Annotated in this window: 20 protein-coding genes; 9 read left to right on the top strand and 11 right to left on the bottom strand. The window is 67.0% G+C overall.

Annotation, left to right across the window (positions count from 1 at the left end; genetic code table 11):
- Positions 1 to 5: 5 nt before the first annotated feature.
- Complete coding sequence (locus GOALK_RS08535) at positions 6 to 608, bottom strand: TetR/AcrR family transcriptional regulator (protein WP_006358401.1); 603 nt, start codon at positions 606 to 608, stop codon at positions 6 to 8.
- A 69-nt stretch (positions 609 to 677) separates the two neighbouring features.
- On the opposite strand from GOALK_RS08535, the gene GOALK_RS08530 reads away from it, so the two are divergent.
- The 4 genes from GOALK_RS08530 (at position 678) to GOALK_RS08515 (ending at position 5,253) form a co-directional block, all read left to right on the top strand.
- A complete protein-coding gene (locus tag GOALK_RS08530; protein ID WP_006358400.1) occupies positions 678 to 1,556 on the top strand; it encodes an alpha/beta fold hydrolase in 879 nt (292 codons plus the stop codon).
- Positions 1,557 to 1,613: 57 nt separating this feature from the next.
- Positions 1,614 to 2,147 (top strand): RNA polymerase sigma factor, encoded by a 534-nt coding sequence (locus GOALK_RS08525; protein WP_372512905.1) that lies wholly within the window; start codon positions 1,614 to 1,616, stop codon positions 2,145 to 2,147.
- Positions 2,144 to 3,469: a VOC family protein gene (locus tag GOALK_RS08520; RefSeq protein ID WP_006358398.1), complete on the top strand. Its 1,326-nt coding sequence runs from the start codon at positions 2,144 to 2,146 to the stop codon at positions 3,467 to 3,469. Before GOALK_RS08525 ends, GOALK_RS08520 begins: the two co-directional genes overlap by 4 nt.
- 221 nt (positions 3,470 to 3,690) lie before the next feature.
- The gene (locus tag GOALK_RS08515) at positions 3,691 to 5,253 is read left to right on the top strand and encodes an HNH endonuclease signature motif containing protein (protein ID WP_006358397.1); all 1,563 of its coding nucleotides are present in this window, start codon (positions 3,691 to 3,693) and stop codon (positions 5,251 to 5,253) included.
- On the opposite strand, the gene GOALK_RS08510 is transcribed toward GOALK_RS08515, so the two are convergent.
- A complete protein-coding gene (locus tag GOALK_RS08510) occupies positions 5,250 to 5,723 on the bottom strand; it encodes an anthrone oxygenase family protein (protein ID WP_006358396.1) in 474 nt (157 codons plus the stop codon). The genes GOALK_RS08515 and GOALK_RS08510 overlap by 4 nt on opposite strands.
- A gap of 52 nt (positions 5,724 to 5,775) precedes the next feature.
- On the opposite strand from GOALK_RS08510, the gene GOALK_RS08505 reads away from it, so the two are divergent.
- Together GOALK_RS08505 and GOALK_RS08500 are read left to right on the top strand one after the other, a co-directional pair.
- The gene (locus tag GOALK_RS08505; RefSeq protein ID WP_006358395.1) at positions 5,776 to 7,086 is read left to right on the top strand and encodes an outer membrane protein assembly factor BamB family protein; all 1,311 of its coding nucleotides are present in this window, start codon (positions 5,776 to 5,778) and stop codon (positions 7,084 to 7,086) included.
- Positions 7,087 to 7,272: 186 nt separating this feature from the next.
- Positions 7,273 to 8,040, top strand: a complete 768-nt coding sequence (locus GOALK_RS08500) for a lytic transglycosylase domain-containing protein (protein WP_006358394.1) — start codon at positions 7,273 to 7,275, stop codon at positions 8,038 to 8,040.
- Between the two features lies 1 nt (position 8,041).
- Here the strand turns inward: GOALK_RS08500 and GOALK_RS08495 are convergent, their stop codons facing one another.
- From GOALK_RS08495 to GOALK_RS08480, 4 genes are all read right to left on the bottom strand, one after another.
- Positions 8,042 to 9,334 (bottom strand): M18 family aminopeptidase, encoded by a 1,293-nt coding sequence (locus GOALK_RS08495; RefSeq protein ID WP_006358393.1) that lies wholly within the window; start codon positions 9,332 to 9,334, stop codon positions 8,042 to 8,044.
- Positions 9,335 to 9,344: 10 nt separating this feature from the next.
- Positions 9,345 to 10,025, bottom strand: a complete 681-nt coding sequence (gene purQ / locus GOALK_RS08490; protein ID WP_005201295.1) for a phosphoribosylformylglycinamidine synthase subunit PurQ — start codon at positions 10,023 to 10,025, stop codon at positions 9,345 to 9,347.
- A gap of 5 nt (positions 10,026 to 10,030) precedes the next feature.
- Positions 10,031 to 10,270, bottom strand: a complete 240-nt coding sequence (gene purS / locus GOALK_RS08485; protein WP_005201292.1) for a phosphoribosylformylglycinamidine synthase subunit PurS — start codon at positions 10,268 to 10,270, stop codon at positions 10,031 to 10,033.
- Positions 10,271 to 10,338: 68 nt separating this feature from the next.
- Entirely contained in the window at positions 10,339 to 10,821 is a 483-nt protein-coding gene (locus GOALK_RS08480) for a glutathione peroxidase (protein WP_006358392.1), read from the bottom strand.
- A 171-nt stretch (positions 10,822 to 10,992) separates the two neighbouring features.
- On the opposite strand from GOALK_RS08480, the gene GOALK_RS08475 reads away from it, so the two are divergent.
- Positions 10,993 to 11,487 carry a MarR family winged helix-turn-helix transcriptional regulator gene (locus GOALK_RS08475; RefSeq protein WP_006358391.1) on the top strand — a complete coding sequence of 165 codons (495 nt, stop codon included), beginning with the start codon at positions 10,993 to 10,995 and terminating at the stop codon, positions 11,485 to 11,487.
- Between the two features lie 61 nt (positions 11,488 to 11,548).
- Positions 11,549 to 13,096 (top strand): DHA2 family efflux MFS transporter permease subunit, encoded by a 1,548-nt coding sequence (locus GOALK_RS08470; RefSeq protein ID WP_006358390.1) that lies wholly within the window; start codon positions 11,549 to 11,551, stop codon positions 13,094 to 13,096.
- A gap of 76 nt (positions 13,097 to 13,172) precedes the next feature.
- Here GOALK_RS08470 and GOALK_RS08465 read toward each other — a convergent pair whose 3' ends face one another.
- On the bottom strand, positions 13,173 to 15,320 hold the full coding sequence (locus GOALK_RS08465) for a S9 family peptidase (RefSeq protein WP_006358389.1): 2,148 nt from the start codon (positions 15,318 to 15,320) through the stop codon (positions 13,173 to 13,175).
- Positions 15,317 to 16,216 carry a phosphoribosylaminoimidazolesuccinocarboxamide synthase gene (locus GOALK_RS08460; RefSeq protein WP_006358388.1) on the bottom strand — a complete coding sequence of 300 codons (900 nt, stop codon included), beginning with the start codon at positions 16,214 to 16,216 and terminating at the stop codon, positions 15,317 to 15,319. The genes GOALK_RS08465 and GOALK_RS08460 overlap by 4 nt, the downstream gene beginning before the upstream one ends.
- Positions 16,217 to 16,277: 61 nt before the next feature.
- Between GOALK_RS08460 and GOALK_RS08455 the strand changes: the two genes are divergently transcribed.
- Positions 16,278 to 16,565 carry an Rdx family protein gene (locus GOALK_RS08455; RefSeq protein WP_006358387.1) on the top strand — a complete coding sequence of 96 codons (288 nt, stop codon included), beginning with the start codon at positions 16,278 to 16,280 and terminating at the stop codon, positions 16,563 to 16,565.
- Between the two features lie 3 nt (positions 16,566 to 16,568).
- Here GOALK_RS08455 and purB read toward each other — a convergent pair whose 3' ends face one another.
- From purB to GOALK_RS08440, 3 genes are all read right to left on the bottom strand, one after another.
- On the bottom strand, positions 16,569 to 17,996 hold the full coding sequence (gene purB, locus GOALK_RS08450) for an adenylosuccinate lyase (protein ID WP_006358386.1): 1,428 nt from the start codon (positions 17,994 to 17,996) through the stop codon (positions 16,569 to 16,571).
- A gap of 65 nt (positions 17,997 to 18,061) precedes the next feature.
- Entirely contained in the window at positions 18,062 to 18,448 is a 387-nt protein-coding gene (locus GOALK_RS08445) for a hypothetical protein (protein ID WP_006358385.1), read from the bottom strand.
- 55 nt (positions 18,449 to 18,503) lie between these two features.
- On the bottom strand, positions 18,504 to 19,094 hold the full coding sequence (locus tag GOALK_RS08440) for a TetR/AcrR family transcriptional regulator (protein WP_197028075.1): 591 nt from the start codon (positions 19,092 to 19,094) through the stop codon (positions 18,504 to 18,506).
- Between the last annotated feature and the right edge of the window lie 170 nt (positions 19,095 to 19,264).

The following is a 19,264-nucleotide window of genomic DNA, read 5'->3' as shown; positions in this document are numbered from 1 at the left end:
GTCGCTCAGCTCCGGAACGAGTCGACGATGCGGTCGAGAACCGCGGCGACCTCCGCGGTCGCCGCGTCTCGATCCTCGGCCGCGGCGACGTAGAGCGCCGCCTCGTCGAGCGCACCGATCGCCACGTGGGCAAGAGGCCGGGTCGGCTGGTCGATGGCCTGGCCTGCGGCGATCGCCGCCTTGATCAGCCCTTCGACAAGGGCGAAGCCGAACTCCTCGCCGCGTGCTCGCCACTGGGCCCAGCCGAGGACGGACGGCGCCTCGACGAGGGTGATCCGGTGGACCGAGGGTTCGGTACACAACTCGAGGAACAGTCGCATACCCGACTTCAGCGCCGCGATCGGGTCATCGGCCGCGAGGGCACCGACCGCCTCGGCGATCTGGGTGACGACGTCCTGCTCGACGGCGTCGTAGACGGCGGTGAACAGCCCCTTCTTGTCGTCGAACTGGTGGTAGAGCGCGCCACGGGTCACGCCGGCCTCGTCGACGATCTCCTGGGTACCGACGTCGGCGAAACCGCGCTCGCCGAACAGCTTGCGACCTGCAGCGATGAGCGCCGCGCGGGTCGCCGCGGTGCGTTCGGCCTGGGTCCGACGGTTGACTTTCATACAGTCTGCACGTAACTTTCATACTCAGTGTTCGTAAGTTATCCGAGTCTACGAGAAGCGGACCTCGCCATGGCAAATACGCTGCCGACAGTCGAACTCCCCTCCGGTGTCATCGAGTGCGCCACCTACGGTCCCGCGGACTCCACCCTGCCGCCGATCGTCTTCATGCACGGGGCCGTCGTCGACCACCGCCTGTGGGAACCGGTGGCGGAGCTCCTCGCCGAACGCGGTCACCGGTGCCACGTACCGCTGATGCCGCTCGGTTCACACCGAATCCCTTGGGGGCCGGACGCGGATCGTTCGCCGCGCGGTGCGAGCCGGTTGTTGCGCGAGTTCGTCGGACACCTCGACCTGTCGTCGGCGGTCCTCGTGGCCAACGACACCGGCGGCGCAGTCACTCAGTTCGCACTCGACGAGGATCCCCATTTTGTGCGTCGTCTCGTGTTCACCAACTGTGATGCCTTCGATCTGTTTCCGCCGCAACCCTTTCGGTTGTACTTCGCGCTGATGCGCCAGCGGCTGCTGTTGAAGCCGCTCGTCGACGCGATGCGGCTCAAGGCCCTGCGGCACTCGCCGCTCGGCGTCGGCCTGCTCCTCCACGACCCCGACCCGGACCTCACCGCTTCGGTGTTCGCTCCCCTGCAGAGCGACGCTCGCATCCGCGACGACTTCATCGCATTCCTGCGCGAGATCAACCCGGCGGAGCTCGCCACGGTGACCGCCCGCATGTCGCGGGTCGACCTGCCCGTGCGGTTCGTGTGGGGTCGTGACGACCGGTGTTTCACCCCCGAACACGGCCGGCGGTTCGCCTCGGTCTTCCCCGGACCCGACGGCGAGGGCGCCCGGTTCGTCGAGATCCCCGGCGCCCGGACGTTCGTCTCGCTGGACCAGCCGCACGCGGTTGCCTCGGCGATCGCGGCGTTCGCGACGGAAGCGTCGAACCGTTAGGAGAAATTCTTCGCCGAAGGGCGTCGGATTCCGGTGCCCGCACACGACGATGTAGACGTGAGCAGCGACCAAGCGGCGTCTTCTGGACCAGAGGGATTGCTGGCGGTGTACGACCAGGCACTGCCGGCCGTCTACGGGTTCGTCGTCCGTCGCTGCGCGGATCGCCGGACCGCGGAGGACGTGACCTCGGAAACCTTCCTGGCGGCGATGGACTCCGTCCGTCGGCACCGGGACACCGAACCGACGACTCCGTGGCTGATCGGGATCGCGCGGCACAAGCTCGCCGATCACTGGCGGCGCGCCCAACGTACGCCGGAACCGGTCGAGGACGTCCCCGACCGCGGGGACGACCCGTGGGATGCCGAACTCGACCGCATGGTCGCCCACCACACGCTGGGGCAGCTGTCGCCGATCCACCGTGCAGTGCTCACGTTGCGCTATGTCGATGACCTGCCGGTCGGTGAATGCGCCGAGACCCTCGGCCGCACGGTCGGTGCGACCGAGGCGCTTCTCACCCGCGCGAAGCGCGCCTTCCGCGCGGCCTACCCCGAACCACAACGCCAGAGCAGCGGGAGAGGAGGTCACGCATGAGCCCCCGGAACAGCACACGCTTCGGCGAGGCACGGGATCCGTTGCACGTCCTGCGCGCAGCCGATACGCCCGGCTTCGACGATCCCGTCGAACCCGACCGCGGTTTCGCCGCGTCCTTGCGCGACCGACTCGAACGCGGGGCGACACTACCGCAAGGAGTCATCATGTCCACCGCAACACAATTCGACGAGGCCGCCACCGTAGAGGCGACGAGCAGCACGGTGCCCGTGGTCGAGCGACCGGGAGCGCTCCCCTACCTCACCGTGGCAGAGTCGCAGGCCGCCATCGACTGGTACACCGCGAACCTCGGCGCACGACTCCGCGGTGAACCGATCGTCATGGACGACGGCGCGATCGGCCATGCGGAGCTCGAGATCGGCGGCGGCGTAATCTATCTCGCCGCCGAGTTCCCCGACCTCGGATTGCGGGCGCCCGATCCCGGCCACGTCTCGGTGAGCCTGATGCTCGCCGTCGACGACACCGACGCCGCGGTCGCCACCGCCGCGCGCGCGGGCGCCGCCGTGACCCGTGAACCCTACGAGGCGTATGGCTCACGCACCGGCGTCATCGTCGACCCGTTCGGTCACCGCTGGATGCTGACCGGGCCGTCGAAGGCGCAGCTCTCCGATCGGATTCGTCAGGGCGACATCGGCTACATGTCTCTGAACATCCCCGACGCCGCGCGGGCCCGACGCTTCTACGCCGCCGCCCTCGGCTGGGAGTTCGATCCCGAGGGGCGTCGCGTGATCAACGTCGGGCATCGGCTCGGGATCTTCGAGACCGACGGCGAACCAACCGTGTTCTGCGCGTATGCCGTCGACGATCTCGAGGCAGCACAAGCCCGTATCGTCGCGGCCGGCGGACAGGGCGAGTTCGGGACGAGCCCCGACGGTCACCGAGTCGTCGATGCCGTCGATGCGCAGGGCGTGCGTTTCGCAGTGTTCGCCCCCGAACCCGGCGACGTCCGACCCGACCAACACCCGCGCGGCATCGGAGCGATGAGCTACCTCACCGTGATGACCCCGGACAGCGCCCGCTTCCGCGACTTCTACGGTTCGGTACTCGGCTGGACGTTCCACGGCGGGCGGATCGACGACGGCTGGGAGGTCGACGACGGCCGACCCCAGGTCGGGATCGCCGGTGGCGCCGACACTTCCGTCGCAGTACCGATGTGGGTGACCGATGATGTCGAAGCAGCGGTCGAGCGTGTCCGCGCCGCCGGCGGCGGCGTCCTCGAGGAACCCCGCACTGCGCCATACGGCGTCTCGGCCCGATGCACCGACGACCAGGGAACGCAGTTCTACCTCGGCCAGTTGTTCTGAGGACGCGACTGACAGACGTCATTTCGGCGACGCGACTTCGATCGAGGTCGTGTCGCCGTATTGATGTCGCGTGCGACTTCATTTCGACGTAACCGACTGCCGCACAGGTGATTAGCTGCGGGCGCTGTGGATGGATTTCCGTTGTTGTCGGTGGGTTGCTTTAGATTGGTTGGTAACAGATTCAGCCAACCAGGTTGGGCTGTAGACGTTGTGGGGGCAGCGTGTCAGATACGTGGACCGATCTACCGGGCGAGTTCCTCGCCGGGGTCGATCCTGCCCACCCTGAACGCTCTGACACCGCAACCCATATGAAACGGTTCGGTTCGATCCGCCATGGTGAGGCTTATCTGGCGTGGTGCCGGTATGAGTCGATCGTCACCGTCTACGACCAGCTCGTGGTCAACACTCAGGGCGGGTTCTTCATCGACCGCTACACCGAGATGGTGACCCGGGTCTGCCGTGAGGGCGCCATCACCCGCTACCAGGCCGATCAGTGGGTGGGTGAAGCGCTCGCCCTGCGTGACCGGCTACCGAAAGTGCTGACCACCCTGCGCGACGGCATCCTGTCGCGGCAGTTGATCCAGACGGTCATCTCCCGCACCGACCTCATTTCCGACGCCGCGGTCATCGCGGACCTCGATACCGAGATCGAACGCATCCTGCGCACCAGGAAGGGCGCCTGGACCACACCGAAGCTGCGTGACATGGTCGATCGCCTCGTCTTCCGTCACGATCCTGACGCGGTACGGGAGCGGCGTCGTGAAGCGTTGGACAAGCGCGGTATGTGGACCGAGAACTTCACCGACGGCACCGGTGAGATCACCGGCGTGATGGCCGCGGAGAACATTCGCATCGCCGCGAAAGCAGTGAAAGCGCTCGCCGACACCGTCTGCGCCCACGACGGCCGCAACCGTAACCAGCGCAACTCCGATGCCATGTTCGCTCTGCTGACCGGCACCATCTTCGACTGCCAATGCCAGCGAGAGGACTGTGACGCCGAGATCCCCGACCCCGCCAAAGTGGTCCGGTCGGTGAGCACCGAGGTCGTCATCCACGTCGTCACCGACGCCGCCACCCTCGCCGGGGCACCAGGGATCGGTTGGGTCGACGGCGCCGGCGTCATCTCCGACGACCACGTCCGCGATCTCGCCGAACGGTCGGACTCCACCATCACACCCGTCACCCCGGTCCGCACACCACCGGCCCGCATCGTCGTCGAGGACGTCCCGTCGAAAGACGTCGTGATCGTCTACCCCGGTGCGCAAGCCGCCGACCCGTACCGGCCCACCACCGCGTGTGCTGACTTCGTGCGGGTGCGTGACGGCTATTGCACCGAACCCGGCTGCGGGTGTTCGGCTTTCGACTCCGATCTGGACCACGTCGCCGAGTACGACCACACCAATCCCGCCCAGGGTGGGGCCACATCGAGTGAGAACTTGAACGCCAAGTGCCGGTTCGGGCACCTGCACAAGACGTTCGGCGACTGGATCGACGTCCAGTACCGCGACGACGACGGCCACCTGGTCACCGAGTACCGCACGTCCGAGGGGTTCGTCATCCCCGGTGACGCCGAGAACCTCGAGGACTTCTTCCCGAACCTGCGTCGTATCCGCTACGAACAGCCACCCCAAGCCCCACCGACCCCACGGGTCATCACCGGGGACGACACCCCGCCCACCAGCAACCGGCTCGCGCACAAGCACGCACGCCGGCGGGCGGAGCGTGCCCGCAACCTCCGCGAGCGCGAACGCCGCGAGGCCGCGGACGGCCCGCCCCCGTTCTAACCCACGAGCAACCCGACCACCAGGACGACGACCGCAGCGGTGGTGAGCACCGATCGAACGATGTTCCACGGCATCCACACTGACGTGAATTCCGCCCAGACCCGGTCTGCCTCCGTGCCGTGGACATCGGCGGCGGCATCGAGGCGGTTGTTGGCCGGGACGTTCACCGTCATGGTGATGACGATGCCGAGCAGCGTGAGGAGGGTCGCGGCGAGGACCCACCAGCGCAGCCCGTCATTCCATGCGGCCCAGGTACCGAGGGCACCGAACACGACGCCACCGCCGAAGATGACCGCGAACAGCGGATTGAGGATGGCAGTGTTCATTCGTTGCATCGCCACGACCGCGACGTCGGCGCCGGCGCGGGTCAGTCCGGGGATCACGGCGTAGCCGAAACCTGCCAGCACACCAGCGCTGAGTCCCGTGGTCACGACCGTGAGGGTCACCAGTACATCCTGCAGTGGGTCCATAGAGAACAGTGCACCTCGTGGCCCGCGGAAACGCCATGGTTCACTCTTAGCCATGTCCTCACGCTCCCGCGCCCGGGCGCTTTCCGCGCGCCTGCCGTTCGGCATCGGGACGGTCGTACTGATCCTCTGCGCAGCAATGCTCGTCACCGTCGGAGTGGTGCTCTCCGGCGGCAAGTACCAGGTGGACGACGCCGAGTACGCCTACGGGGAACTGCGCGACTACCACCGTGCGCCGTCCATCGCCTGGACCATCGTCGGCCACGAGGATCTCCCCGACTATCGCGACGAGGTGACCATTCAGGTCGTCGACACCTCCGACGAGGGCTGGCTCATCGCCTACCCGTCGGGTCTGGGCCGCTCGTTCACGATGGTGGACCGCCGCAACGGCCGTCTCCTCTGGGACTCCCCGGTCAACGCCGGCCAGGGCGACTGCGCCTTCAACGAGGCCGGCCAGGTCGGGTGCGCTGTCCAACTCGGCACCCCGCTCGACGACGGCTTCTATCTCGTCGACGACGCCGGGGTCCCGACGCAGACGGCCCGATACCTCGACACCAAGAAGGTCGTGGGACTCGGCAACAACTTCCTACGGGTCAACCGGGTCGGTCACCAGCTCTCGTTGAACACGCCGGCCGGCAAGACCATCTGGGCACGCACCTTCGCGGCACCGGTCGTCGACATCGAGGTCACCGGCGACATCGTCGTCGTCAAGACCGCCGATGCCAGCCAGTTCCTGGTCAACCCGACGAACGGCGACAACCGCATCGCCTGCGACCAGTGCGACATCGCCCTCTATCCGACGGGCGTCACCGTCGAGCACCAGGACTACAACGCCGAGCGTGTCACCACGTACGCCACGATCAACGGACGCGTCGACCCCGACCCCGTCGACGACTCGGAGGGCCTGCAGGTCGAATCCGGGCCGTCGACGCTGCCGCTGCTGACCGCCTCCAACCGCATCTTCGCCGATCGCGGCGAGTACGAGGTGCGCGATCCGGCTCGGCAGGGCGCACTGTGGCGGATCAGCGACCGCGAACTGTCGAAGTCGGGCGCCATTGCCTGCGGCTCACTGGTGAACTTCGGACGCCTCGACGGGTCGCGGACGACGTACGCGCTCGCCGACGGCGATCACATCGGCAGCGGTCCGCCGCCCGGTCCGGAGCAACCAATCCTGGCCAATCCGGCCTGCATCGGATCGACGGGCACCACCATGATCCTGTCGAACCAGGGCCAGCTGACTGCCCTGACACCTGAGAACAGTGTGGCCTGGGAACAGGGCGTCGGTTCGCCCGGATTGATCAAGGTCGTCGAGGGTTACATCGTGCTCAGCGAGGGTTCCACGATGTCCGTTCTGCGCCCGAACTGAACCCGTGTGTGCGCCGTTTCACATTGTCGGCGGCGTCCACGCGACGACCTGCGCAGACACAAACCTGACCTGGTGTCCATACCCGCGTTGGTCACGGGAAGATAACGCTTTGCTCACGACCACGTGTACGGTCGGCTCGGTTCCGAAAGCACGAACCACAAGCAGTACACGTGAGGTCAGTCAGTTTTGGGTAAGCATTCCAAGCCACGGAAGAAAACACGCACACCGCTGTGGGCCACGGCCCTCCTCCCCGTCGGGGTCCTGGCAGGCGCGGCCACCGCAGGAGCCGAGCTGTCGCATCCGACAGCCGCCCCGGAGCCCAGCAGCCTCCCCACGGGCGTGACGGCCACCGCGGCCCCCGCTCTCACCCCCGCTGCGAAGGTGCACCCGGTCGCCCCGGCCCCCAAGCCGGCACACGCCCCGGTCATCCGCCCGGCGAGCGTCACCTCCGGCGCTGTCCCCGTGACCAACTACGACGCCTACAAGAAGGCCGCGAGTACCCTCACCGACACCACCCCTCGCTGCGGCATCGACTGGAAGGTCATCGCCGGCATCGGCAAGGTGGAGTCCCATCACGCCGACCAGGGCAACGTCAATCCCGACGGCGTGCTCCGCAGCGCCATCTTCGGCCCCCTCCTCGACGGCTCGCTCGGCGGCAACGAGGTCATCAGCGACACCGACGGCGGCGAGCTCGACGGCGACGCGACCTACGACCGCGCAGTCGGCCCCATGCAGTTCCTGCCGTCCACCTGGAAGGCCTACGCCGCCGACGGCAACGGTGACGGAAAAGCGGACCCGCAGAACATCTTCGACGCCGCGCTGACCACCGGTCGCTACCTGTGCGACGAGGGTCTGGACCTGCGCAACCCGGCGTCGCTGACCACCGCGATCCTGCGCTACAACAACTCCATGGAGTACGTGAACAACGTGCTCGGGTTCGCCCGCTCCTACTGATTCAGTTCCGAGCCAAGAAGGCTTGCAACGCAGCGGAATACATCGGCACGTCGGCGGCACCCATCAGTTCGCGCGCGGAGTGCATCGCGAGCTGCGGCGCGCCGACGTCGATCGTGGTGAGGCCCGTGCGGGTCGCGGTGATCGGTCCGATCGTCGAGCCGCAGGGCAGATCCGCGCGGTGGACGTATCGCTGCATCGGCACGCCCGCATCGTCGCACGCCACCGCGAAGATGGCTTCTCCCAACGCATCCGAGGCGTAACGAAGATTCTGGTTCACCTTGAGCACCGGGCCGCCGCCGATCGAGATGCGATGGCCGGGCTCGTGGCGTTCCGGATAGTTCGGGTGCGTCGCATGCGCCATGTCGCCGGACAGGCACACGCTCCCGGCCATCGCTTGCAGATAGTCGGAGCGGGAACCGCCGCGCGACAACACGATCCGCTCGCAGATCGAGGCCAGGAAGTCCGACGCCGCGCCACGCTCAGAGCCGCTGCCGACTTCCTCGTGGTCGAACAGCGCCAGCACTCGCGTATGCGCCGACGACGACCCGTCGAGCAGCGCCCGCAGACCCGCGTAGCAGGTGCCCTGATTGTCCAGACGCGGTGCGCTGAGCAGGTTCTCGGCCGCACCGATCACCGCCGACGGCGCGACGTCGTGGGTCATCAGTTCCCAGCCCAACAGGGTGTCGGGGTCGATGCCCGCGTACTCCGCGACCCAGCCGAGAACGTCCGGGGTGGCGTCGTCGAGACCCCAGAGACCGTTGACGTGTCGCTGCGGATCGGGTGAGACACCCTTGCGGTCCTCCGACAGGTGGATCGCCAGCTGCGGCACCCGCACCACCGCCTCGGTCACGTGGACGAGGGTGTGCGCCACCCGATCTCCCGCCCGATAGGCGAGCCGACCGGACAGACCGAGATCTCGGTCGAGCCAGGAGTTGAGCCAGGCGCCGCCGTAGGGTTCGAGCGCGATCATCGCCATCCCGGCCGACGTGCGGTCGGGATGCTGCTTCAACCGGAGGTTGGGGCTGTCGGTGTGGCCGCCGACGATGCGGAAGGCGGTACCGTCGCCGGTCTCCCAGGCGATGATCGAACCGCCGCGGATCACATAGGACTTCGACGACGCCGCGCTGACCGCAGCCGGCCACGCCTGCTCCTCGAAAAGCCTTGTGTATCCAGCATTCTCGAGCTCGCGGGCGACCGTGGCGCAGACGTGGAACGGCGACGGCGAGGCGTCGATGAACTCACCGAGCCCGGCCGCCGACGCGCTTGTCGGGATCCTCGGCGCTGCGTCGCTCATCCGGACGCACTCACACCGAGGCGAGGACCGAGTCGATCACCGAGTAGAACAGGCCGAGCCCGTCGTCGCTCGGGCCGGTCAGGGCCTCGGTCGCGTGCTCGGGATGCGGCATGAGACCGACGATCCGGCCGTTCGGGCTGGAGATCCCCGCGATGTCGAGTGCCGACCCGTTGGGATTGCGCTCCGGGTAGGTGAACACGATCAGACCCTCGCCCTCGAGTTCCTCGAGTTTGCGCTCCGACGCCACGTAGCGGCCCTCGCCGGACTTCAGCGGGATCAGGATCTCCGCGCCGCGCTCGAAACGCGTCGTCCACGCGGTCGTGTTGTTCTCGACCCGCAGCCACTCATCGCGGCAGATGAAGTGCAGACCCTCGTTACGGGTCAGCGCACCCGGCAGCAGGCCGGCTTCGCACAGAACCTGGAATCCGTTGCAGATCCCCAGGACCGGCATGCCCTTGCCCGCCGCCTCGACGACCGAACCCATGACCGGCGCGAAGCGCGCGATGGCTCCGGCGCGGAGATAGTCACCGTAGGAGAAGCCGCCGGGCACGATGACCGCGTCGACACCCTTCAGGTCGGCGTCGCCGTGCCACAGCGCAACGGGTTCGGCGCCGGCGAGCCGGACCGCGCGGGCGGCATCGACGTCGTCGAGGGTGCCCGGGAAGGTGATGACACCGATACGAGCTGTCATGCCGCCTACTCCGAGACCCGGGAGACGTTGAAGTTCTCGATCACCGTGTTGGTCAACAACTCTTCGGCGATCCGCTCCAGGGTCACGTCGTCGACGGTGTCGTCGACCTCGAGCTCGAAGCGCTTGCCCTGACGGACGTCGCCGATCCCGGTGAATCCGAGCCGACCCAGTGCGCCGACGATGGCCTGCCCCTGCGGGTCGAGAATCTCGGCTTTGGGCATCACGTCGACCACCACTCGCGCCATGGCACCGCTCCTCAATCTCTACTGATCAGTTCTCGCCTGGTCAGCTTACCGGGTGCCCCCAAATCGACTCAGAGCACGGATTCGATCGCGGCGACGACAGTCGGATCGGTCGGCTCGGTGCGGGGACGGAAACGGTTGACGACCTCACCGTCGGCGTTGACGAGGAACTTCTCGAAGTTCCACTGGATGTCGCCGGCCTCGCCGTCGGCGTCGGTGGCCTGGGTCAGCTCGGCGTACAGCGGATGGCGCGCGTCGCCGTTCACATCGGTCTTCTCCAGCAGCGGGAACGTGACGCCGTAGGTGGTCGAGCAGAAGGTCGCGATCTCCTCGGCGGTGCCCGGCTCCTGGCCCATGAACTGGTTGCAGGGCACGCCCACGACGGTCAGCCCCTTGTCGCCGTAGGTCTTCGCGAGCTGCTCGAGGCCCTCGTACTGCGGGGTGAGGCCGCACTTGCTGGCGACGTTGACGATCAGCAGCGGTCCGCCGAAGTCCTTCAGCGAGACTTCGGAGCCGTCGAGAGAGGTGACCGGGATGTCCTTGATGTTGCCCATGGGGAGAGATTAACCGGTCGCCAGAAGGCTGTCCGGCGCAGGACGACACGGTCAAACTCTGTACCTGCACCGAGCCTCCCGTGAGACGGGGGTCACACCATCGCGCAGATCATGTGCCATCTCACGCATATTGCGCTTCTGCAATAGTTGCGTCGGAGTTACTATTTTCCGGTGCCTGAGGAACCCACGTGCGCAGCGAGCGCCGACGAGTCGATCGAATCCGCTTCGGCGGCGCTCGTCGCATTCCTCGACCGTCTGCTCGACCTCGGCCGGCCGGAAACCATGGAGAGTCTCGCCGCCACCGACATCACCTTCTCCCAGCTCCGCGTGCTCTGTGCGCTCGGCAGCCACGACGGGCCGATGCCGGTCAACGCCATCGCCGACCAGGTCCAGTTGTCCCTCGCGGCCGCGGGCCGGACGGTCGACAAGCTGGTCAGCTCCGGTCTCGCCGATCGTCGTGAGGACTCGGCAGACCGTCGCATCAAGCGCGTCTCGCTCACCGACGACGGCATGCGCTACCTCGAGACACACCTGGCACTGCAACACGACACCGTGCGACGGTTCGTGGCCGGCCTCCCCGCCGAACTCCGGGACAACCTGTGTTCGGCGCTGCGACCCATCGTCGACGACGGCGTCGACCACTTCTGCAATCTGGCCACCCGTTGACCGCGAACACCTCCCGACACCTACTTCTCAGTCGCATCCCGACCGATAGGACAAACACCGCATGACATCCTCCACCGGAGGCCATCTCCACGAAGGTCCACCAGACACCAAGCTGGACAAGAACGTCCTGCTGGTCGCCGGTGTGGTCGTACTCGGCGCGATCATGTCGATCCTCGACGTCACCGTGGTCGGCGTCGCCCAGAACACCTTCCAGCAGGAGTTCAACACCGACGCCGCGGGTGCCGCGTGGACCGCGACCGGTTACACCCTCGCCCTCGCCGCCGTGATCCCGCTGGCCAGCTGGGCCGCGTCGCGTTTCGGCACCAAGAAGGTGTACCTGACCTCGCTGGTCCTGTTCACCCTCGGTTCGATCCTCTGTGCCTTCGCACCGAACATCGGCATGCTGGTCGCGTTCCGCGTGGTCCAGGGCCTCGGCGGTGGTCTGCTGATGCCGATCGGCATGATGATGCTGACCAAGGCGGCGGGTCCCGAACGCGTCGGTTCGGTGATGGCCGTCCTCGGTATCCCGATGCTCCTGGGCCCGATCTCGGGTCCGATCCTCGGCGGCGTGCTCATCGAGCAGCTCAGCTGGCACTGGATCTTCCTGATCAACGTCCCGATCGGCATCATCGCCTTCGTCTTCGCCTGGATCGTCCTGCGCGACGACGCCGAGACCAAGCGGTCCTCGATCGACTTCGTCGGGTTGCTGCTGTTGTCGCCGGGTCTGGCGCTGTTCCTGTTCGGCATCTCCTCGAGCGCCGAACACCGCACCTTCGTCAGCGGCTCGGTGCTGATCCCGACGATCATCGGCGCACTTCTCATCGTCGCGTTCATCGTCCATGCGCTCCGCGCGAAGAAGCCGCTCCTCGACCTGCGTCTGTTCAAGAACCGGACGCTGAGCATCGCGGTGATCACGATGGTCTTGTTCATGATCGCGTTCTTCGGTGCCGCACTGCTGTTCCCGCAGTACTTCATCGGTGTGCGCGGCGAGTCGACATTGACCGCGGGTCTGCTGCTCGCCCCGCAGGGTCTCGGCGCCATGCTGACGATGCCGATCGCCGGCAAACTCACCGACAGGATGGGCCCCGGCAAGTTCGTACTCGCGGGCATCGTGTTGATCCTCCTCGGCATGACCGCGTTCACCATGCTCGGCTCGGACACCTCGTACTGGCTGATCTGCGGTTCGCTGTTCGTCCAGGGCCTCGGTATGGGTATGACGATGATGCCGATCATGTCCGCGGCGCTCGCCACCCTGAGCAACGCCCAGGTGCCGGACGGTTCGACGTTGATGAACGCCATCCAGCAGACGGCCACCTCGATCGGCACCGCGGTGATCTCGGTGATCCTCGCCAGCAGCCTGGCCGGCAAGCCGGAGGCCGGTCTCGCGATCATGGCGAACACCTCCGACAAGCCGCTGCCCCCGGGTGTCCCGAACCCGTTGCCGGAGTCGTTCTTCGACACCGCCGCCGACGTGTTCTCCAACACCTTCCTGATCTCCGTGGTGTTGATCGCGCTCACCGTGATCCCGGCATTCTTCCTGCCGCGCAAGAAGATCGCGTCCCCTCTCGTCGAAGAGGACATGGATCGCGGTCCGATCATGATGCACTGATCGACCTCCTGGTCGAAACCAGAAGAGCCCCACCGCCCGCGAGGGTGGTGGGGCTCTTCTGATTCCTCTGTACCTTCTAGCCGTCGAGTGCGCCGGACTGCTGCAGAATCCAGGCGATCTCGAAAGCGACTTCCTCCCACTGCTTGTAGCGTCCGCTGACTCCGCCGTGACCGGCCGTCATCTCCGTTTTCAGCAGGATCGGGTTGCCCGACGTCGACTTCTCCTGGAGCCGCGCCACCCATTTCGCCGCCTCGGTGTACAGCACCCGGGTGTCGTTGAGCGAGGTCAACGCGAGGATCGGCGGATACGGCTTCGCGTCGACGTTCTCGTACGGCGTGTAGGTCTTCATGTACTCGTAGACCTTCGGGTCGTGCAGCGGGTCGCCCCACTCGTCCCATTCGATGACCGTCAGCGGCAGCGACGGGTCGAGGATCGAGTTCAGCGCGTCGACGAACGGCACCGAAGCCAGGATGCCGTTGAACAGCTCCGGCGCGAGGTTGGCCACCGCACCCATCAGAAGACCGCCGGCCGAACCGCCCTCGGCGACCATCTGCTGCGGCGTCGTCCATCCCGTCTCGACGAGATGGCGTCCGGCCGCGACGAAGTCGGTGAAGGTGTTCTTCTTGCTGAGGTCCTTGCCGTTCTCGTACCAGTAGCGACCCATCTCGCCGCCGCCACGGATATGGGCGAGGACGAAGACCATGCCGCGATCGAGCATGGACAGCCGGGACACCGAGAAATAGGGATCGATGCTGGCCTCGTACGAGCCGTAACCGTACAGCAGCAGCGGGGCAGGCTTCGCTGCGTCGGTCTCCTTGCGGCGCACCACCGACAGCGGGATCCGGGTGCCGTCGTCGGCGACCGCCCACTCACGGGACTGGACGTAGTCGGCGGGGTCGTAGCCGCCGAGCACCGGCTGCCGCTTCAGCAGTGTGCGTTCGCCGGTGGCGACGTCGAGTTCGAACAACTCCGCGGGTTCGATGAAGCTGCCGTAGCCGATGCGCAGCTTCGGTGACCACCACTCGGGGTTGCCGCCGAGCCCGGCCGTGCTCAGTTCCTGATCGAATTCGACCTCGTGGAAGTCGGATTCGACGGGGATGCCGTCGATCCGGCGGAGGTCCGCAATGGCCAGGCGCGGCAGCGCCTCTCGCCGGTATGACAGCACCAGGTAGTCGGCGAAGGCGTCGAGGTCCTCGACGCGGCGGGCCGGATCGTGTGCGATCAGCGGACGCCGGTCCGCGGGGCTGTCCACCGGCGCGATGTCGATGGCGAAGTTCTCCGCCTTCTGACCGTCCACGACCTCGTTGTGCACGATGACGAAGTAGTCGTCGCCGCCGATGACGGCATGTTCGACGCTGTACTCGACGCCGTCGACGCGCGGCACGACGCTGCGGAACTCACCGGTCGGGTTGTCGGCTTCGAGAACGTAGCTCTCCGAGGTGATCTTGGAGCCGACTCCGATGACGAGGTATTTGTCGCTGCGGGTGGTGCCCATGCCGACCCAGAACCGCTCGTCGGGTTCGTGGAAGACCTTGACGTCCTCGGTGCCCGCACCGATGTCGTGTCGCCACACCGTGTCCGGCCGCCATGCGGCGTCGACCGTCGAATAGAAGACGTGGCGGGCGTCGGCCGACCACACCGCGCTACCCGAGGTGTCGGTGACGACGTCGTCGAGGACCTGACCGGTACGAAGGTCCTTGATGCGCAGCGTGTATCGCTCGTCGCCGACGACGTCGGTGCTGTAGGCCAGCCAGTTGCCGTCGTCGCTGACGGTGAGCGCACCGAGGCTGAAGAAGTCGTGTCCCTCGGCCTCGACGTTGCTGTCGAGCAGGACCTCCTCACCGGGCAGCGTCACACCGTCGTCGACCTTCGGCGCGGTCCAGTCGTCGTCGCCGGCGATCGGGCACCGGCAGGACGTCGAATACTGTTTGCCCTCTTGCGTTCTGGCGTAGTACCAGAAGCGTCCACGTCGGACGGGCACCGACATGTCGGTTTCCTTGGTGCGGCTCTTGATCTCGTCGAAGATCTGCTTGCGCAGATCCGACAGGTGACCGGTGTGCGCCTCGGTGAACGCGTTCTGCGCCTCGAGGTAGGCGGTCACCTCCGGATCGTCCTTGTCGCGCAACCATTCGTAGTCGTCGACGAAGGTGTCGCCGTGGTGGGTGCGTTCCTTCGGGACCTTCTTGGCGACCGGCGGTGTCGCGGTGTTTCGCTCGTCGGTCACGAGGCCACCTCCGCGGTGGGCCAGTCGGCGAAGGACTTCTGCGAAATCCATTCGTAGGCATCGATGTACCGCTGGCGCGTCTTCTCGACGACGTCGTCGGGCAGCGATGGCGGAGCGACATCGGAGGCACGGTCCCAACCGGATTCGGCGCTGGTGAGCCAGTTCCGGACGATCTGCTTGTCGAAGCTGGGCTGGACCTTGCCGGCCGCGTAGGTCGCGGCCTCCCAGTAGCGCGACGAGTCGGGGGTCAGAACCTCGTCGGCGAGCACGAGCTCACCGTCGGGGCCGCGACCGAACTCGAACTTGGTGTCGGCGAGGATGATCCCGCGGTCGGCAGCCACCGCAGCACCGCGACCGTAGATGTCGAGGGTCGCCGACCGCAGCGCCCCGGCCAGCTCGGCACCCTCCTGTTCGACGACGCGCTCGAAGCTGATGTTCTCGTCGTGTTCACCCTGCTCGGCCTTGGTGGCCGGGGTGAAGATCGGCTCGGGCAGCTTGGAGGCCTCCGACAGACCCGCAGGCAGTTCGACGCCGCACACCGCACCGGTCGCCTGATAGTCGAGCAGACCCGAACCCGTCAGGTAGCCGCGCGCCACACATTCGACCTGCACCATCGGTAGGCGCTTCACCACCATCGAGCGGCCGACGACCTCGCCCGGGATGCGTTCGTCGGTGGGACCGCCGGCGAGGTGGTTGGGAACGCCGAGCTCGTCGAACCAGAAGAAGCTCATCGCTGTCAGGATGCGTCCCTTGTCGGGGATCGCGGGACTCAAGATGTGGTCGTAGGCCGAGATCCGGTCGGAGGCCACCAACAGCAGGGTGTCGGCGTCGATCTCGTAGATCTCACGGACCTTCCCCGACGCCAGATGCCGGTAGGACTGCAGTTCAGGACGCATGGACTCGACCCTAGAGGGTCACCGGTCGGCCGGGGGCGGCAGCCTCTGACATTCTTGACCGATGACCGCACCGCACATCACCATCACCTACTGCACCCAGTGCAACTGGCTGCTGCGGGCGTCGTGGATGGCATCGGAGCTGCTCAACACCTTCGGCACCGAGATCGGCTCGGTGACGCTGGTCCCCGGGACCGGCGGCGTGTTCCACATCGACGTCGACGGCACGCAGATCTGGGAGCGCAAACGCGACGGCGGATTCCCCGGGGCACCCGAACTCAAGCGCCTGGTGCGCGACGTCGCGCTCCCCGACTGGAAGCTCGGGCACGCCGACGCCTCCGCGCCGGAGTGACCCCTAGAGGATGGGGGCAGGTGCGTAGGCCGCGGCCTCCGGGTACTGGCCGATGATCTTCTCCGCGGCGGCGATGACGTCGGCGACCTGCTGTTCGGCGGCACCCACGAAGACCGACTTGTCGGCGAGCAGCTCATCGAGCTGGGCCCGGTCGAGCGGGATGCGGTCGTCGGCGGCGAGGCGGTCCAGCAGGTCAGGCTCGCGGCCCTCCTCGCGCATGGCCAGGGCCACCGCGACGGCGTTCTCCTTGATCGCCTCGTGCGCGGTCTCCCGACCCACGCCCGCACGCACCGACGCCATCAGCACCTTGGTGGTCGCGAGGAACGGCAGGTAGCGGTCGAGCTCGTTGGCGATGACCGCGGGGTACGCGCCGAACTCGGCGAGGACGGTCAGGAAGGTCTCCATCAGGCCGTCGATCGCGAAGAACGCGTCGGGCAGTGCGACGCGGCGGACCACCGAGCAGAAGACGTCGCCCTCGTTCCACTGGGCACCGGCGAGTTCGGCGGCCATCGAGCCGTAGCCGCGCAGGACCACCGCGAGACCGTTGACGCGCTCGCAGCTGCGGGTGTTCATCTTGTGCGGCATCGCCGAGCTGCCGACCTGGCCGGGCTGGAAGCCCTCGGTCACCAGCTCGTGGCCGGCCATGAGCCGGATGGTGTGGGCCAGCGACGACGGCGCGGCGGCGACCTGGACCAGCGCGGACACCACGTCGTGGTCGAGGGACCGCGGGTAGATCTGACCGACCGAGGTGAACGACCGCGCGAAACCGAGGTGGTCGGCGACGCGCGCCTCGAGGTCGGCGAGCTTGGTGGCGTCGCCGCCGAGGAGGTCGAGCATGTCCTGCGAGGTGCCCATGGGGCCCTTGATGCCACGCAGCGGGTAGCGGTCGATCAGCTCACGAAGTCGGGTGAGCGCGATCATGAGTTCGTCGGCGGCCGAGGCGAAACGCTTGCCGAGGGTCGTCGCCTGCGCGGCGACGTTATGGCTGCGGCCGGCCATCACGACCGAGGAGTACTGGGCGGCACGTTCGACGATGCGGGCCAGGACGGCGACGCCATGGGCGTGCACGTGCTCGAGGGAACGGAGGATCTGCAGCTGCTCGACGTTCTCGGTGAGGTCGCGGCTGGTCATGCCCTTGTGGATCTGCTCGTGACCGGCGAGGGCGTTGAACTCCTCGATGCGAGCCTTGACGTCGTGGCGGGTGACGCGCTCGCGGTCGGCGATCGAGGCGAGGTCTACCTGGTCGACAACGCGCTCATAGTCGGCGATGGCGTCGGCCGGGACGTCGATCCCGAGGTCGGCCTGTGCCTTCAATACCGCGATCCACAGTCGCCGTTCGAGGGCGATCTTGGTGGTGGCCGACCACAGCTCGGCGAGGTCGGTGGAGGCATAGCGGCTGGCCAGGACGTTGGCGATGACGGGCTTCGACACCCGCTCAGTGTAGGTCGCTCAGGAGCGGATCCCGAATTCCTCAACCCTGCCGACCCACACGACGCTCAGAACGCGAAGCAGGTGCCGTTGGACCCGTAGCCCTGTCGCACCTTCACGAGGGTGGGCTGCGAGGCCTTGCCGTTCTGGACGGCGTAGAGGTACTTGTCACCGATCCGACGGGGCACCCAGGTGACCGAGGCAAGGGCACCCGAGGGGAGATCGCGGCCGATGAATCGAGCCGGAAGACCCGGCTTGACCTCCCAGAACTCCACCCAGCCGGACGAGTTGACCGCGACGGTCACGGGGTAGGTGCACCCGGTTCCGTAGACCACCGACGACAACGGGACACCCGCGTCGACCCGACCGGCCGGCGCCGCCTGGGCGCCGGGAGCGACGAGCATCAGCACCCCGGCGATCGCGGACATGAGCGCGGCAACAAGACCTCTGCGCATACGGCGCCTACTCATCGAATCCCCCGACATCCGATTCCTTCTTCCTTTCCTGCGGTCACGCTCGCGGTGCCAGGACGTCGATCACCTCGAGCAGGACGTCGCGTACCGCGTCGATGGGCCGGACACCGTTCTGTCCGAGTGCGCCGACGATGGCGCCGTCCTCGATCCCGATCAGCTGGGCGATGTGGGCGGGGTCGGCAACCCGGCCGGACTTGGCGAGGACGTCGAGGTGACACATGGACAGCGTCTGCCACCTGTCGCTCACCACCTCGCGCAGCATCGGGTACCGCGCCGACAGCGCGATCATCTCGTAACGGGCCGACAGTTGCTGGATCGTGTCGTCGCCGACGACGACCTCGGCGAGGGCGGTCGAGGTCGCGGTCTTCCCGCGGCGTCGACGCGGAAGTGCGTTGCAGCGCTCGGTGACTGCCTCCGCGTCGTGGCTGCAGAGGCTGGCTGCCGCCTCGGCCATCAGGTCGTCGAGGGAGGCGAAGTAGTACGTCGTCGACGCCAGCGGCAACTGGGCACGTTCGGCCACCGCACGATGACGCACGGCGTCGAAGCCGCCTTCGAGCAGCAGCTCGCCGGCGGCCTCGATCAAGCGAGACCGCCGTCGCGCACCCTTGGGTGTCGCCGCCGACGTCATCATGTGGTTCATGCTGCCAAAGGCATCCGTACCGCCGTATTGCTTTTGCTCAAAGCGGTACAAGCACAGTCGATTTCCCGTATAAGACCCTGACACGCGTGGTGAATGCCCTGTTCAGGGCAGGTGCCAGTCGTCATCGGACACGAGGATCGCCTCCGCGGCCGACCTTC

This window comes from Gordonia alkanivorans NBRC 16433 (assembly GCF_000225505.1).
GTDB classification, from domain to species: Bacteria; Actinomycetota; Actinomycetes; order Mycobacteriales; family Mycobacteriaceae; genus Gordonia; species Gordonia alkanivorans.
The sequence above is the reverse complement of the archived record's forward strand: the minus strand, read 5'-3'. Positions and strand labels throughout refer to the sequence as shown.

Excerpts from the sequence above, each read along its gene's own strand:
- GOALK_RS08460 (WP_006358388.1), bottom strand. The coding sequence starts at position 16,216 with ATGCGTCCTGAACTGCAGTCCTACCGGCATCTGGCGTCGGGGAAGGTC.
- GOALK_RS08530 (WP_006358400.1), top strand. The coding sequence starts at position 678 with ATGGCAAATACGCTGCCGACAGTCGAACTCCCCTCCGGTGTCATCGAG.
- GOALK_RS08510 (WP_006358396.1), bottom strand. The coding sequence starts at position 5,723 with ATGGACCCACTGCAGGATGTACTGGTGACCCTCACGGTCGTGACCACG.
- GOALK_RS08520 (WP_006358398.1), top strand. The coding sequence starts at position 2,144 with ATGAGCCCCCGGAACAGCACACGCTTCGGCGAGGCACGGGATCCGTTG.
- GOALK_RS08505 (WP_006358395.1), top strand. The coding sequence starts at position 5,776 with ATGTCCTCACGCTCCCGCGCCCGGGCGCTTTCCGCGCGCCTGCCGTTC.
- GOALK_RS08455 (WP_006358387.1), top strand. The coding sequence starts at position 16,278 with ATGACCGCACCGCACATCACCATCACCTACTGCACCCAGTGCAACTGG.
- GOALK_RS08480 (WP_006358392.1), bottom strand. The coding sequence starts at position 10,821 with ATGGGCAACATCAAGGACATCCCGGTCACCTCTCTCGACGGCTCCGAA.
- purS (WP_005201292.1), bottom strand. The coding sequence starts at position 10,270 with ATGGCGCGAGTGGTGGTCGACGTGATGCCCAAAGCCGAGATTCTCGAC.
- purQ (WP_005201295.1), bottom strand. The coding sequence starts at position 10,025 with ATGACAGCTCGTATCGGTGTCATCACCTTCCCGGGCACCCTCGACGAC.
- GOALK_RS08470 (WP_006358390.1), top strand. The coding sequence starts at position 11,549 with ATGACATCCTCCACCGGAGGCCATCTCCACGAAGGTCCACCAGACACC.
- GOALK_RS08445 (WP_006358385.1), bottom strand. The coding sequence starts at position 18,448 with ATGCGCAGAGGTCTTGTTGCCGCGCTCATGTCCGCGATCGCCGGGGTG.
- GOALK_RS08440 (WP_197028075.1), bottom strand. The coding sequence starts at position 19,094 with ATGACGTCGGCGGCGACACCCAAGGGTGCGCGACGGCGGTCTCGCTTG.
- GOALK_RS08535 (WP_006358401.1), bottom strand. The coding sequence starts at position 608 with ATGAAAGTCAACCGTCGGACCCAGGCCGAACGCACCGCGGCGACCCGC.
- GOALK_RS08495 (WP_006358393.1), bottom strand. The coding sequence starts at position 9,334 with ATGAGCGACGCAGCGCCGAGGATCCCGACAAGCGCGTCGGCGGCCGGG.